General features: G+C 64.1%; 13 protein-coding genes. 1 reads left to right on the plus strand and 12 read right to left on the minus strand.

Features of this window, described 5'->3' with window-relative positions; all coding sequences use genetic code 11:
- Positions 1-54: 54 nt before the first annotated feature.
- From NA10_RS29975 to NA10_RS30030, 12 genes are all read right to left on the minus strand, one after another.
- Positions 55-546, minus strand: coding sequence for an Rv1363c family protein (locus NA10_RS29975; RefSeq protein ID WP_067573940.1), 492 nt, complete (start codon positions 544-546; stop codon positions 55-57).
- Complete coding sequence (locus tag NA10_RS29980) at positions 543-1,433, minus strand: Rv1363c family protein (RefSeq protein WP_067573942.1); 891 nt, start codon at positions 1,431-1,433, stop codon at positions 543-545. The genes NA10_RS29975 and NA10_RS29980 overlap by 4 nt, the downstream gene beginning before the upstream one ends.
- On the minus strand, positions 1,430-2,839 hold the full coding sequence (locus tag NA10_RS29985; protein ID WP_067573944.1) for an MCE family protein: 1,410 nt from the start codon (positions 2,837-2,839) through the stop codon (positions 1,430-1,432). Before NA10_RS29985 ends, NA10_RS29980 begins: the two co-directional genes overlap by 4 nt.
- Positions 2,836-4,062: an MCE family protein gene (locus tag NA10_RS29990; protein ID WP_067573946.1), complete on the minus strand. Its 1,227-nt coding sequence runs from the start codon at positions 4,060-4,062 to the stop codon at positions 2,836-2,838. Before NA10_RS29990 ends, NA10_RS29985 begins: the two co-directional genes overlap by 4 nt.
- Positions 4,059-5,309, minus strand: a complete 1,251-nt coding sequence (locus NA10_RS29995) for an MCE family protein (RefSeq protein WP_067573947.1) — start codon at positions 5,307-5,309, stop codon at positions 4,059-4,061. The genes NA10_RS29990 and NA10_RS29995 overlap by 4 nt, the downstream gene beginning before the upstream one ends.
- Positions 5,306-6,373, minus strand: coding sequence for an MCE family protein (locus NA10_RS30000; protein ID WP_067573990.1), 1,068 nt, complete (start codon positions 6,371-6,373; stop codon positions 5,306-5,308). The genes NA10_RS29995 and NA10_RS30000 overlap by 4 nt, the downstream gene beginning before the upstream one ends.
- Positions 6,373-7,395: an MCE family protein gene (locus NA10_RS30005; RefSeq protein ID WP_067573948.1), complete on the minus strand. Its 1,023-nt coding sequence runs from the start codon at positions 7,393-7,395 to the stop codon at positions 6,373-6,375. The genes NA10_RS30000 and NA10_RS30005 overlap by 1 nt, the downstream gene beginning before the upstream one ends.
- Before the next feature lie 2 nt (positions 7,396-7,397).
- Complete coding sequence (locus tag NA10_RS30010) at positions 7,398-8,627, minus strand: MCE family protein (protein ID WP_084515456.1); 1,230 nt, start codon at positions 8,625-8,627, stop codon at positions 7,398-7,400.
- A gap of 25 nt (positions 8,628-8,652) precedes the next feature.
- On the minus strand, positions 8,653-9,504 hold the full coding sequence (locus tag NA10_RS30015; RefSeq protein WP_067573950.1) for an MlaE family ABC transporter permease: 852 nt from the start codon (positions 9,502-9,504) through the stop codon (positions 8,653-8,655).
- A gap of 4 nt (positions 9,505-9,508) precedes the next feature.
- Positions 9,509-10,273: an MlaE family ABC transporter permease gene (locus NA10_RS30020; RefSeq protein WP_067573952.1), complete on the minus strand. Its 765-nt coding sequence runs from the start codon at positions 10,271-10,273 to the stop codon at positions 9,509-9,511.
- A 300-nt stretch (positions 10,274-10,573) separates the two neighbouring features.
- Positions 10,574-11,473, minus strand: a complete 900-nt coding sequence (locus NA10_RS30025; RefSeq protein ID WP_245678021.1) for a 3-oxoacyl-ACP reductase — start codon at positions 11,471-11,473, stop codon at positions 10,574-10,576.
- Positions 11,474-11,518: 45 nt separating this feature from the next.
- The gene (locus NA10_RS30030) at positions 11,519-11,707 is read right to left on the minus strand and encodes a ferredoxin (protein WP_067573956.1); all 189 of its coding nucleotides are present in this window, start codon (positions 11,705-11,707) and stop codon (positions 11,519-11,521) included.
- Between the two features lie 153 nt (positions 11,708-11,860).
- Between NA10_RS30030 and NA10_RS30035 the strand changes: the two genes are divergently transcribed.
- The gene (locus tag NA10_RS30035) at positions 11,861-13,054 is read left to right on the plus strand and encodes an acyl-CoA dehydrogenase family protein (RefSeq protein ID WP_067573958.1); all 1,194 of its coding nucleotides are present in this window, start codon (positions 11,861-11,863) and stop codon (positions 13,052-13,054) included.
- The last annotated feature ends 19 nt before the right edge of the window (positions 13,055-13,073 follow it).

Genomic DNA, 13,073 nt, shown 5'->3' on the forward strand with positions numbered 1-13,073 from the left:
TCCACATGCCGACCAGTTTTGTACCGCTCAGCTGAATCACGCTGTGCGCCAGCGCTAGACGGGCGTCACCGCCGTGGCCAGCCAGTGGCCGTCGTGCTTGACGAGCTCGACCCGCACCCGAGAGCTGGTGAGGGTGCCCTTGGGCAGATCGGCGCTGGTCGTGAGCTGATTCGCGTAGACCAGCACGGTGGCGTGGTCGCGGGAGGTGTCGATTACGCCGGCCGCCTGCGAGGTGGCCTGCACGGTGATCTTCTTCTCCTTGGCCGCCGGGATCACGGACTTCGAGATCAGCGTCAGGTAGGTGTTCCGGAAGTCGCCGGTCAGATTGTCGGCCGCCCTGGGCAGTTCCTTGTCCGCGGTATTGAAGTCGTACGAGAACAACGACTCCACGGTGTGCTGCGCCGCGGCCACGGACTCCGAGCGCGCCTGCTCGGCCTGCCGATCCGACCAGAACCGGTAGCCGGTCAATGCGGTCACCACGACCGCCGCGACGAATAGGACACCCGTCGCGGCGAACAGGACGGAGCGCTTGCTGATCGTCTTCACGCCACGAACTCCAATCCCGAGGCGGTCACGGTATCGCCGTCTCGCTTCAGGGTGACCCGGAAGCGGTAGTCCTTCTGCTGCGGCTGATCGGTGCCGGCGTTGGAGACCGTCTGCTGGGCCAATACCAGTACCGAGGCCGCGTCGACGCTGTCGCTCTCGATCGCCGCGGCCAGCACCGTTCCGGTGGACTGCACCTTGATCTGCTCGAAGACCTTTTTGTACAGATCCTTGTTCTGGGAGTACTCGGCCTTCAGCTCTCCGGAGGCCACCGAGAGGATCCGGTCGATATCGGCGTCGACCGACCCGTCCTTCATCGTGGACAGATTGATGACGGCCTGCTTGGCGACCTGGATGTACTCCGCGCGCCGCTCCTGCAGCGCGTCGGCGCGATGCTGGTGATAGAGGAAGACCCCGCCCGAGCCGAACAGCCCCAGCAGGGATACCAGGGCGACCACCGCGGCCGCCCTGGCCAGCCGGTCCAACGATCCGAATCGCTTGCGAGACTTGGCCACCGGCTCAGCCTCGGCCTCGGAGTCGGCCTTCGGCTCGTGCTCGGAGTCCGACGCCGCGGCGGCTGCGGGCGCCACGGAGTCGATGTCACCGGCTGCGGAGTCGGCGTCCGCCTCGGTTGCCACCGCTGCCTCCACGATGTCGGCCGGACTCGACTCGGCATTCGCCGCCGTACTCCTCTCGGATGCCTTCACCAGACTCGGCGCGGAGTCCGCGACCGACGCCGGATCGGACTTCGCGACCGGAGTCGATACCACGCTCGCGGCGGCCGGGGACGTTCGCACCTCGGTGACCGAGTGGTCGTCCGCAACGGGCGGACCCGCCTGTCGCAGAGCCCGCCGCCGGGCGCGGCCGCCGTTTGCTGTGGTATCGCTCATCGTTGTTGCTCCTCGAGCATTTCCTGCCAGGTTTTCGGCACTGTACTGGAGCCGTTGGCGTCGATATCGCCTCGCCGATAGGTGCGGCCGTCAGGTCCGAGGAACGTACCACTGCTCGGATCGTAGTGGCCTATGACGGCTGCCGGCTGATTGCCCATCAGGTTGCCAGTGGGATTACCGGAGTTGTCGATGGCGTTCGGCGCTCCGAAGGGCGGGTTATCGCCCTCGGGCTGATAGCCATTCGGATTGCGGCACGCCTCCGGCGATGGGGCCCGCTTACCCGGTACTTCCGCACACGGGGTATTGCGAATACCGCGCACGGCCTCCTTGGCGTTCTGCGCCACCTTGCAATACAGGTTGTTCGGAGTGTCGATCGGCGAGAAATCGGCGGGCGAACGACGTTGGTCCGCCGGGAGGAAGCCGGTGGTGCAACCGGGAGGATCGTTGAGCCCGAGCATGAAGTCCACCATCGCGCCGTAGTCGGACGTACCGCGAATCGCGGTGAGCAGCGCCGAGAGCAGCGGTGGGTAGATGACTAGAATCTGTTCCAGCCCAGCGTGATACGTGACACCGACCTGTCCGACACTGACCATATTGGCGAGCAGGATCGGCAAGGTCGGCTTCAGATCCTGGAAGGTCTGATTCACCTTCTGTATCGCGGATGGCGTGTGCTGCAACAGGTTCCGCAATGACGGATCATGTTGGCGCAGTTGATCGGTCAGCGTGGCCAGATCCTGGGTCCAGCCGCGAATGGAGTCCGCGGATTGATTCTGGGTATCGAGCAACGGACCGAGCTTGTCGAGCAGATCCTTGGTTTGATCGGTATTGGCCTTGGCCTCCTGCACCAGCAGGGAGGCCGAGTCGATGAATCGTTGCAGATCCGGACCCGCACCGTTGAAGGCCACGAAGGCCGCGTTGATCACCTCGGCCAGCTTGGTATCGGCAACACTGGAGAGCAGTCGGTCGGCCTGGTTGAGCATATCGCCGACATCCTGCGGCAACTTGGTGCGCTCCACCGGAATCACCGAGCCGTCGTGCAGGTTCCCGCCTTTGGGATCCTGGACGGGGACCAGATCGACGTACTGCTCGCCGATGGCGGAGACGCTCTTGACGTACGCGTCGATATCGCCGGGGATCTTGAAGTCGCTGTCGATGGAGAGTTTGGCGTCCACCCCGTCCGGGGTCAGCTTGACGTCCTCGACCTTGCCGACATTGGTGCCCCGGTAGGTCACATTGGCGGTCTGGTACAGGCCGCCGGTGGCCGCCAATTTGACTGTGATCTCGTATCTTCCGATACCGAACATGGCAGGGATATGCACATAGTCACCACCCATGACCGTCAGGCCGATCACGGTCAGCACCGAGAAGACGGCCAGTTGCGCCTTGACGAACCTACTGAGTTTCACTTGTCCGCACCCCCCTGCTGCGTATTGGGCACGGTGAGTCCCGGGATGGCGGGCAGGCCCGGAATCGGCGGCAGCCCAGCGATACTCGGCACCGGCGCGGCCGGTGGATTGATCGGATCCATCATCGGGTCGCCCTTGCCGACCGCGGTCGGCGGCACTCCGACACCGAGGGTGGCCTGAGTTCCGCCGAGGCTACCGCCCAATGGGGTACCTGTGAGGAAGTTCGAATCCAGTCGAGCACCCGTAATATCCACGGTCATCAGCAGATTCATGTAGTCGCCCCGGATGACTCGATCGATGTTCTTGATCGGGAAGGGGAAGGTCAGCAGCCACTGCAGCGAGTCGGCCAGCTTGCCGCCGGTATCGGCCAGGGTCTTGAGCACGGGCGCCAGATTGGCCAGATCAGCCTTCAGGTTGTCACCGCCCCGGTCGATGATGCGCTGCACGATATCGCTCAAACCACCCAGTGACGTAATGGCTTTGGTGATGTTCTCGCGACGATCGGCGAGCACCGTCAACGCGGGATGGATACCGGTGATGGCCGCGGTGAGGTCGTCCTTCTGCCGCGCGAGGGTTCCGCCCAGCCGATCCAGACCGCCCATGGCGGCGATGATGTCGCCGGTCTGCTGATCCAGGGTCGTGGTCAGTTCGTTCAACCGCGGCAGCAGATCCCGGATGGCGTCGGTACGGCCGTTGAAGGTGGCGTCGAGTTCCCGGGTGATGGTCTCCACCTGGGACATACCGCCGCCGTTGAGCACAACGGACAATGAGGAGAGCGTCTGCTCGGTGGTCGGGTACGCGCCCGCCCGCTCCAGCGGGATGACGTCTCCGGCCTCGAGCCGCCCCTGTGCCGGTTGGTCTTTCGGCGCTGCCAGCTCCAGGTGGTTACTGCCGAGCAGACTTGTCTGCCCGATCCGCGCGACGGCGTTGGCGGGCAGTTCGACTCCCTTCTCCAATCCGACGGTGACCAGCGCGTGCCAGCCCTCGACCTGAATGTTCTTGACCGAGCCGACCGAGACGTCATTCACCTTGACGGGCGAATTACGGGTCAGCATGGTCACATTCGGCATCTGGATGGAGATCTCCCAGGACCCCTCCCCCGTGCCGACCGCACCGGGCATGGGCAGCGAGTTCAGTCCATCCCAATCGCAGCCGCCGGCACCGAGCAGTGCGACCAGGCCGACCGCTACACCGGCGAGGCGAATCCGTCGGCGGCTCATCATCGTCCACCTCCGGGGATGGCCAGGTCGGTAAGGGTCTTGGGCGCGGCGACCCGTTCGGGGCCGCCGCCCGGCATCTGGTTGGCCAGATCCGGCGTGCTGTAGGTGAGCTGGTTGGGGAAGGCGTTCTGCTGCGTCGCCGGATTCACCAGCAACGGCGGGTAATTCATCATCAGCGATTGGATGACCGGCGCCAGGTACTGCTTGCACAGATCCGCGCTGTGATCGGACTGGTTATCGCCCTCGGCCTCGACCGCACCGCACAGGAAGGCGAACGGGTTGGCGAAGTTCGGTGCGACGACCGCACCGGTGAGGGTGCCCTGCGCGGGCTTGTACAGCTGGTAGAAGTTCGCCAGCGCGGTCGGACCGGAATGCATGATCTTCTCCAACTCGGGCCGTTTATCGGCCAGCACCTGGGTGGCGTCGGCCAACCGCTGCACGCTCTCGGTGAGCGCACCGCCGCGGGCATCCAGGAATCGCTTCACATCGGTGACCGCACTGTCGAGATTGTCCAGCCCGCTCCCCAGATCGTTGGACACCCCGGCGAGTACGGAGGCCACCGAGGCCAACCGCCCACCGAACTGCACGATCTGATCATTGGACTTGGACAGCACATCGACGAACTGCTGCAGATTCCGAATGGTGCCGAACAGGTCGGTGCGACCGTCGGAGAGGGTGCCGATCGTGCTGGAGAGTTCCCTGAGTGTGTCCCGGAACGCCTGGGCGTTGCCATTGCCGAGGTTCGCGTCCGCGGTGTCGATCACGCGGCCGAACGAACCCTGCTTATCCTCCCCGACCGGACCGAGCGCCTTCGAAAGCTTGGTCAGCTCGGCCTTGATGTCATCCCATTCCACCGGAATCGCGGTGCGCTCCAACGGAATCGACGCACCGTCAGCCATTTTGGGTCCGCTGGTGTAGGCGGGGGCGAGCTGGATGAAGCGTGCCGATACCAGTGACGGCGAGATGATGACGGCCTTGGCGTCGGACGGCAGATCGATGCCCCGATCGACGGTCAGTTTCACCGTCGCACGATCCTTGCCCGGTTCGATCGAATCGATCCGGCCGACCTTCACACCGAGCACCCGCACATCGTCACCGGCGTACAGACCCGAGGTCGACGGGAAGTACGCGGTGATGTGCTTCTTGCCGATATCGGCGACCAGCCCGTAGACCAACCAGCCCACGAGGGCGACCACCACCGCGGCGACGAGGATCCGTGCCAGCCGGGGCACTTTGCGAATCGCGTTCATCGCGGCGGCTCCTGGGTAGCGGGTCCGATCGAGGGCGGTGCCGGGTTGAGGAACATGTTCTGCAAGGAATCGGGGAGGTGGTTCGGCCACACCATCGCGTCGACCAGGAGCTGCAGGCCCTTACTGGTCGCATTGGCCACGTAGGCCTGGAAGTACGGACCGCTGCCGACCTGTTCGCCGAGCGCTCCCTCGAAGGGACCGAGGGCCTCGAGCGCCCTGCCGATGTTGTCCTTGTTGTTCTGCAGTAGCTGCAACACCGAATTCAGTTTGTCCAGCGTCGGTTTCAGCTGCGCCTCATTGTCATTGACGAAGCCGGAGAGTTGTTTGGCCAATCCGTTGACGTAGACGATCAGCTGACTCAACGCCGTGCGACGGGCGTTCAGTTCACCGAGCAGACTGTTGCCGTCCAGCAGCAGGGCATTGATCTGCCCCGCACGATCGCCGAGTACCTTCGTGACGCTCTGTGCGTGCGAAAGCAATTCGGTGAGCGATTTATCGCGGGCGTTCAGGCTGCGCGACAGACCGGTGAGCCCGTCGAGCGCCGACCGCAGCGGGCCCGGCGTATCGGTGAACGCCTCGGACAGGGTGTCGAGGGTCTTGTTGAGCTGATCGGTGTCGAGTCCCTGCACGGTGCTGGCCAGTTCGCCGAGAGCGTCATTGAGCGAGTACGGGGAGATGGTGCGCTCCAGGGGAATCGAACCACCGGTTCCGATCGCGCCGTCACCGGTCGGGGTCACCTCGAGCGATTTGCGGCCGAGCAGAGTGTTGGTCTTGATAGCGGCGGTTGTCTTGCCGCCCAGCACGATCGACTCGTCCAGGGTGAAGCGCACCTTCACCTTCGCGCCATCCAGCTTCACCTGTTCGACCCGGCCCGAGCGCACACCGGCGACCTGCACCGGATCACCGGGCAGCAGACCACCCGCGTCCGCGAAGTAGGCGTTGAATTCGACCCCGGATCGGACGAACGGCAGCCGATCGAACTGCAAGGCGGTCAAACAGATCGTCACCACGAGCACGATGCCGACAATGCCCGCGTTGATCAGAGGGGAGCGTTCTACTTTCATCAGTTCGCGCACCTTCCCGCGGTCTGCAGGCCGGGCAGTTTGACGAGCTGCGGCTTGCCCTCGGGTCCGTCGATGAGGAAGTTGGTCCCGCAGACATACATATTCAGGAACGAACCGTAGGAGCCGATGCGGATCAGCTTCTTGTAGGTTTCGGGCAGCAGGTTGATCACGTACTGCAGGTCGTCCTGGCGCTCGTCCAGGTTCTGGGACAGGCGGCCCAGGTGCTCTACATCCGCCTTCAGATCCGGTCGCGCCTGCTGCAGCAGGGCGGTCAGATCGCCTGTGGCTCCGGCCAATCGGGGTAGCGCGTCGCCGAGCGGATCCTTATCCGCGGCGAGTCCGCTGACCAGACGTTGCAATTCGTTCAGTGTGGTCGCGAAGTCCGCGTCCTTCTGATCGATGGTGCCGAGCACGGTCTTCAGGTTCTCGATCACACTGCCGATCAGCGCATCCCGATCGGCCAGGGTCTTGGTGAAGGAGCCGCCGCTGTTCAGCAGGGAGACCAGGGTGCCGCCCTGGCCCTGGAACACCTGAAGCAGGGCTCCGGTCAGATCGTTCACCTGTCCCGGATTCAGGCCCCGCAGCAGCGGTTTGAATCCGCCGAGCAGCATGTCCAGATCGAGCGCGGGCTTGGTCTTGTCGACGCCGATGGTGGCGTTCTTCTTCAGCTCCTGCGCCGTGCCCGGTCCCTCCAGCAGCTCCATATAGCGGTCACCGACAAGGTTCTCGTATCGGATGGCAGCGTGGGTACTGGCGTACACGTGGTACTGGCGATCGATGTCGAAGTCGACATGGGCCATCCGGTCCTTGCCGACGGTCACCCGGCTCACCGAGCCGACCGGAACCCCGGCGATGCGCACCTTCGACCCGGGCAGGATCCCCGAGGAGCTGGTGAAGATCGCATGGTAACCGGTCGAGCGGGAGAAGCGCATCTGGCTGAAGATCACACCCAGACCGGCCAGGATCAGCACCATGACAAGCGCGAAGATCGAAAGCTTCACGGTGCTCGCTTGCGGTTTCATCCTCATGGGTTGGGCACCCCCGGCAATCCGGCGAACAGCAGTTGGAACACCTTGGGCCCGTTGAGGTGGGTGCTCAGCGACGGAGTCCACACCTCGCCCTCGGAAGTGTCGGTGACCAGGTAGTTGGAGTGGCTGCCCGGCACCCGGTCGAGAATGTTCTCGCAGTGCGGGCCACCCGTGGCGTTCACCTTCGGCAGATCCTTCGGATACTCGTAGGGGGTGCCGCCGGGCATGAAGCTCGCGTTCAGCGTCACGTACGGTCCGTCGCCACCGAAGATCCGATTGCCCACCGGGAGCGCGTCGGCCGCTCCGACAACCAGGCAGTACAGGCCCGAGCTGTATTCATTGAGCAGCTGGGTGGTGGGGCGCAACAGATCCAGCGCGGTCACCAGTTGATGCTCGTTGTCGCCGAGCACCCCACCGGTGGTGTCCGCCAGACCGATGAGATTGAGCAGCACACTGTTGAGGTTGTTCTTCTCGTCGACCAGGGTGTTTCCGGTGACAACGACATTGTTGGTGGTGCGCAACAGATCCGGCACCGCGTCGGCGTACAGGTTGGTGACGCCGACCGAGGTCCGCAGATCGCGGCGTAGATCGGGCAGGCTCGGATTGATGTCCTTCAGATACTGATCACTGTCGGCCAACAGTTGTCCGAGCTTCTCACCCCGCCCGTCCAGCGCGGTACCCAGCGCGGTCAGCGTGGCGTTGAGCTTCTCCGGCTCGATCTTGTCGAGCACCTGATTGAGATGCTGGAACAGCGTATTGAACTCCACGGTGACGGCGTCGGCGTGCACGGTGGTACCGGGCTTCAGGGATTGCGCCGAAGCCTGCTGCGGCGCAACGAAATTGATGTATTTCGCACCGAAAACGGTCGTGGAACGAATATCCACGGTGGCATTGGCGGGGACGAGCTTCAGTTTGTCCGGATCAATGGCGAGTTCGATATTCGCGCCATCCGCGGTATCGGTAATGCCCTTGACGACACCAATTTCCACTCCGCGAATCTTCACCTTCGCGTCATTGTCGAGCACCAGACCGCTGCGCGGAGCGGAGACGTTCACCTTGACGGTGTCGTGGAATCCGCCCGCGAAGCTGACCAGGCAGACCACGACGATGGCCACAATGCTCAGTACCAGCCCGGCCCCGCACAGGCGGATGACCCAGCCCTCTTCGAGATACCGCTTGGCTGTTGGTTTCTGGACGATGGGCGAGCCGGTTGGGCCCGTCACCATGTCACGTGTTTGCGCCATGTCCGCCCTACCCGGAGAGATGGAAGTTGCCGGTGGTGCCGTAAATGGCAAGGGAGATCAGCAGTGTCACCATAACCACCGCGATCAGCGAGGCCCGTACCGCGTTACCGACCGCGACACCGACGCCAACCGGACCGCCCGCGGCGTGATAGCCGTAGTAGGTGTGGATCAGCATGACGGCCATTGCCATGACGATCGCCTGCGCGAACGACCAGAGGATGTCGCTGGGGATCAGGAAGGTGTTGAAGTAGTGGTCGTACACACCGGCCGACTGCCCGTAGATCACGACCGTGGCAAAGCGACTCGCGAGGAACGAGGCGATGACCGCGAGCGAGTACAGCGGGATGATGGCGATGATGCCCGCCAGAATTCGGGTGCCCACCAGGAAGGGCACCGGCCGGATGGCCATCACCTCCAGGGCGTCGATCTCCTCCGAGACGCGCATGGCGCCCAATTGTGCCGTGGTACCCGCCCCGAGCGTCGCCGCCAGGCCGATACCCGAAATCACCGGCGCCGCGATGCGCACATTGATGAAGGCGGCGAAGAAGCCTGTCAGGGCCTCGACGCCGATATTGCCGAGTGAGCTGTAACCCTGCACAGCGATGGTGCCGCCGGCGGCCAGCGTCAGGAACCCGACGATCACCACGGTGCCACCGATAACGGCCAAAGCACCTGTGCCCATGGAGATCTCGGCAATCAGCCGGATCGTCTCGGTGCGGTAGTGGATCAGGGCCTTCGGGACCGATCCGATGGACCGCCCATAGAACACCGCATGCTTGCCGACCGAATCGAGACCTTCGGTGAAGCGCCGAAAGCGTTTGGTCACCTTGGGAAAACGAGATTGGATCACGAACGCCATCAGATCACCGCGCCGTGAACTTGATACCGGCGGCGGTGACGACCACGTTGATGACGAACAAAGCCATGAAGGCGAAAACGACGGTCTGGTTCACGGCGTCGCCGACACTCTTGGGACCGCCCTTGACGTTCAAGCCCAGGTAGCAGGCGACCAGTCCGGCGACGAGACCGAAGAGGGCGGCTTTGATTTCGGAGAGGACGAGCTCCGGGAGGTGAGTCAGCAGGGTCAGGCCGTTGACGAACGCGCCCGGATTCACACCCTGGAGATAGACCGAGAACAGGAAGCCGCCCAGGATGCCGATCGTCGAGACCAGGCCGTTGAGCAGGAATGCCACGAACATCGAGGCCAGCACGCGCGGGACGACCAGGCGCTGGACCGGGTCGATGCCGAGCACCTTCATGGCGTCGATCTCTTCGCGGATGGTGCGCGCGCCGAGGTCCGCGCAGATGGCGGTGGCGCCGGCGCCGGCCACGATGAGCACGGTGCACATGGGGCCGACCTGGGTGATGGTGCCGAATGCGGCGCCCGCGCCGGAAAGGTCCGCGGCGCCGATCTCGCGGAGCAGAATGTTGAGGGTGAAGCTGACGAGCACGGTGAACGGAATTGCCACCAATAGCGTCGGGATGATGGAAACCCTGGCGATGAACCAGGACTGGTCGATGAATTCCCGTCGTTGAAACGGTGGCCGCACCATGGCGCGGGCGACAGCGCCGGCGAGTTCGAAGAACCCTCCGACCGCCCGTAACGGTACGGCGAGGACATCATTCATTCCCGCGATTCCTCCTGCCCCTGCCTAGCTATAGCTTCCGAGATCTGAATGTGATCTCGGTCCCGTCCGAAGATTAGAACACGTTCCAGTAGGGCTTCGGAAGGTTTCGATGGTTTGAACTGGGCTTCTTTCTGAACTGTTGACCAGTTCCAAGAACATGTTCACCCCAGGTCTACCATCATGAACGTGGAACCTTTGTGAGGCGCCACACAGAGTTGATTCCCATTCCTACCAACGATTGATCGCGTGATCAACCTGGAAACGGGGGTGAAAACCCCCGCTACCGGTACAAAGGGTCGACTAACCGAGATCCATCAGCGCGGACGCCGAAAACGTGGCGCCGGCGGGGCGTTCGGCAAAGTATCCGCCGAGCGTGGCGGCCAGACCCTCGCGGGTCCACTCACCCTCGGCATCGAAGCGCTGTTCCACGATCGGGGCGGCCATCAGGGCCACCATCGGGCCGTAGACGACGAACAGCTGCCCGCTGATGGCGGCCGCGGCCGGAGACGCCAAATAGGCGACCAGGCGCGCCACATGATCGGGCGAGAGCGGATCCGGACCCTCTTCGGGGGCCGCGGAGAAGACATTCTCCGTCATGGAGGTGCGCGCACGCGGTGCGATGGCATTGGCGCGCACGCCGAAATTGGCCAGCGCGCGCGAGGCCGACAAAGTCAGCGCGGTGATACCGGCTTTGGCCGCACCGTAATTCGCCTGTCCGGCGGGACCGAGCAGACCGGCCTCGGAGGAGGTGTTGATGATGCTGCCGTAGACCGGCGCACCCGCGGCCTTGGACTTGGCCCGCCAGTAGGCGCCCGCATTGCGGGTCAGCAGGAAGTGCCCGCGCAGATGGACCGCGACGACCGCGTCGAAATCTGCGTCGGACATGTTGAACAGCATCTTGTCCCGGGTGATCCCGGCATTGTTGACCACGATGTCCAGCCCGCCGAAGGTCTCCTCGGCGGTGCTGATCAGCGCGTCGGCCGTGGCCGATTCGGCAATGCTGCCCGCCACGAACTCGGCTTTGGCGCCGAGCGCGCGGATATCGGCGAGGGTTGCGCTGACCGCGTCGTTCTCGGCAAGGTCGTTCACAATGACCGAAGCACCGGCCCGGGCCAGCTCCAAGGCCTCGGCCCGGCCCAGCCCGGCGCCCGCACCGGTGACGATCGCCACTCGGCCGGTAAGACTCACATCAGTACTCACCGGGCCGACTCTAGAACGTGTTACACCCAGCGAGCAAGGCTGGGGTCAGACCAGCTTCAACGCGGCCTTGGGGCACTGCGCCACCGCCGTCTTCACATCCTCCTCATCACCGGGCGCGACCTCCGCGCCGATGATGTGCAGAACGTCGTCATCATCGAGTTCGAAGACCTCAGGCGCGATTCCGACACAGATTCCGTTCGCCTCGCACTGGTCGAGATCAACAGTGACCTTCATAGCCAACTCCTTTGCCACAACAGTGGGCCGAGCCTAACAACACCACGCGGCCGGGGGTAGGAAGTGCGGCCTTACACGTCGTAATACTGGAACATGTTTCACCTGCTGTGCAATGATCGGCTGAACCCGGAAACGAAGGCTAGAGGTATCGCTATGCGGATCGCATACACGCCGCAACAGGAACAGCTGCGCGCTGAGCTGCGTGAGTATTTCGCCCGACTGATCACCCCGGAACGCCGTGCGGCGCTGTCCGCGCAGACAGGTGAATACGGCGAGGGCAATGTCTACCGTGAGGTCGTCGAGGAGATGGGCCGCGACGGCTGGCTCGCCCTGGGCTGGCCCAAGCAGTACGGCGGCCAGGACCGCTCCACCATGGATCAGTTGATCTTCACCGATGAGGCCGCCATCGCAGGCGCCCCGGTGCCGTTCCTGACCATCAACTCCGTCGCGCCGACCATCATGCACTACGGCACCGAGGAGCAGAAGAAGTTCTTCCTGCCGCAGATCGCCGCGGGCAAACTGCATTTCGCCATCGGCTACTCCGAACCGGGCGCGGGCACCGACCTCGCCTCGCTGCGCACCTCCGCGGTGCGCGACGGCGACGAGTGGATCATCAACGGGCAGAAGATGTGGACCTCGCTCATCGCCTACGCCGACTACGTCTGGCTGGCCGCCCGCACCGATCCGAATGCCAAGAAGCACAAGGGCATTTCGATGTTCATCATGCCCACCACCGCCGAGGGCTTCTCCTGGACGCCGGTGCACACCATGGCCGGGCCGGACACCAGCGCCACCTACTACCAGGACGTACGCGTCAAGCACTCCGATATGGTCGGCCCGGAGAATGGCGGCTGGTCGCTGGTGACCAATCAGCTCAACCACGAGCGCGTCGCGCTGACCTCGGCCGCACCGCTGGGCCTGGCGGTCGCGCAGGTCACCGAATGGGCGCGGAACACCAAGACCGCCAACGGCTCCCGCGTCATCGACCAGGAATGGGTGCAGATCGCGCTGGCCCGTGTGCACGCCAAGGTCGAATACCTCAAGCTCACCAACTGGGAGATCGCCTCGCGCGCGGATCAGGGCGGCGATGCCGCGCCGCGGCCGTGGGACGCCTCCGCGACCAAGGTGTACGGCACCGAACTCTCCACCGAGGCGTACCGCGCGCTCATGGAGATCCTCGGCCCGCAGGCCTACCTGCGCCAGGACTCCGCGGGCGCGCAGCTGCGCGGCCGCCTCGAGCGCATGCACCGCGCCTGCCTGATCCTCACCTTCGGCGGCGGCACCAATGAGGTGCAACGCGACATCATCGCCATGACCGCCCTCGAGCAGCCCGCCGCGTCCCGCTAACCCGAAACCAGGTAACCAT

The organism is Nocardia acidivorans NBRC 108247 (genome assembly GCF_001625085.1).
In the GTDB taxonomy this organism is placed as follows: domain Bacteria; phylum Actinomycetota; class Actinomycetes; order Mycobacteriales; family Mycobacteriaceae; genus Nocardia; species Nocardia acidivorans.

What these genes read in the sequence shown, in the direction of transcription:
- NA10_RS30030 (WP_067573956.1), bottom strand. Translation starts at nt 11,707, where the DNA reads ATGAAGGTCACTGTTGATCTCGACCAGTGCGAGGCGAACGGAATCTGT.
- NA10_RS30035 (WP_067573958.1), top strand. Translation starts at nt 11,861, where the DNA reads ATGCGGATCGCATACACGCCGCAACAGGAACAGCTGCGCGCTGAGCTG.
- NA10_RS30005 (WP_067573948.1), bottom strand. Translation starts at nt 7,395, where the DNA reads ATGAAACCGCAAGCGAGCACCGTGAAGCTTTCGATCTTCGCGCTTGTC.
- NA10_RS29990 (WP_067573946.1), bottom strand. Translation starts at nt 4,062, where the DNA reads ATGATGAGCCGCCGACGGATTCGCCTCGCCGGTGTAGCGGTCGGCCTG.
- NA10_RS30010 (WP_084515456.1), bottom strand. Translation starts at nt 8,627, where the DNA reads ATGGTGACGGGCCCAACCGGCTCGCCCATCGTCCAGAAACCAACAGCC.
- NA10_RS29995 (WP_067573947.1), bottom strand. Translation starts at nt 5,309, where the DNA reads ATGAACGCGATTCGCAAAGTGCCCCGGCTGGCACGGATCCTCGTCGCC.
- NA10_RS30000 (WP_067573990.1), bottom strand. Translation starts at nt 6,373, where the DNA reads ATGAAAGTAGAACGCTCCCCTCTGATCAACGCGGGCATTGTCGGCATC.
- NA10_RS29980 (WP_067573942.1), bottom strand. Translation starts at nt 1,433, where the DNA reads ATGAGCGATACCACAGCAAACGGCGGCCGCGCCCGGCGGCGGGCTCTG.
- NA10_RS30020 (WP_067573952.1), bottom strand. Translation starts at nt 10,273, where the DNA reads ATGAATGATGTCCTCGCCGTACCGTTACGGGCGGTCGGAGGGTTCTTC.
- NA10_RS30015 (WP_067573950.1), bottom strand. Translation starts at nt 9,504, where the DNA reads ATGGCGTTCGTGATCCAATCTCGTTTTCCCAAGGTGACCAAACGCTTT.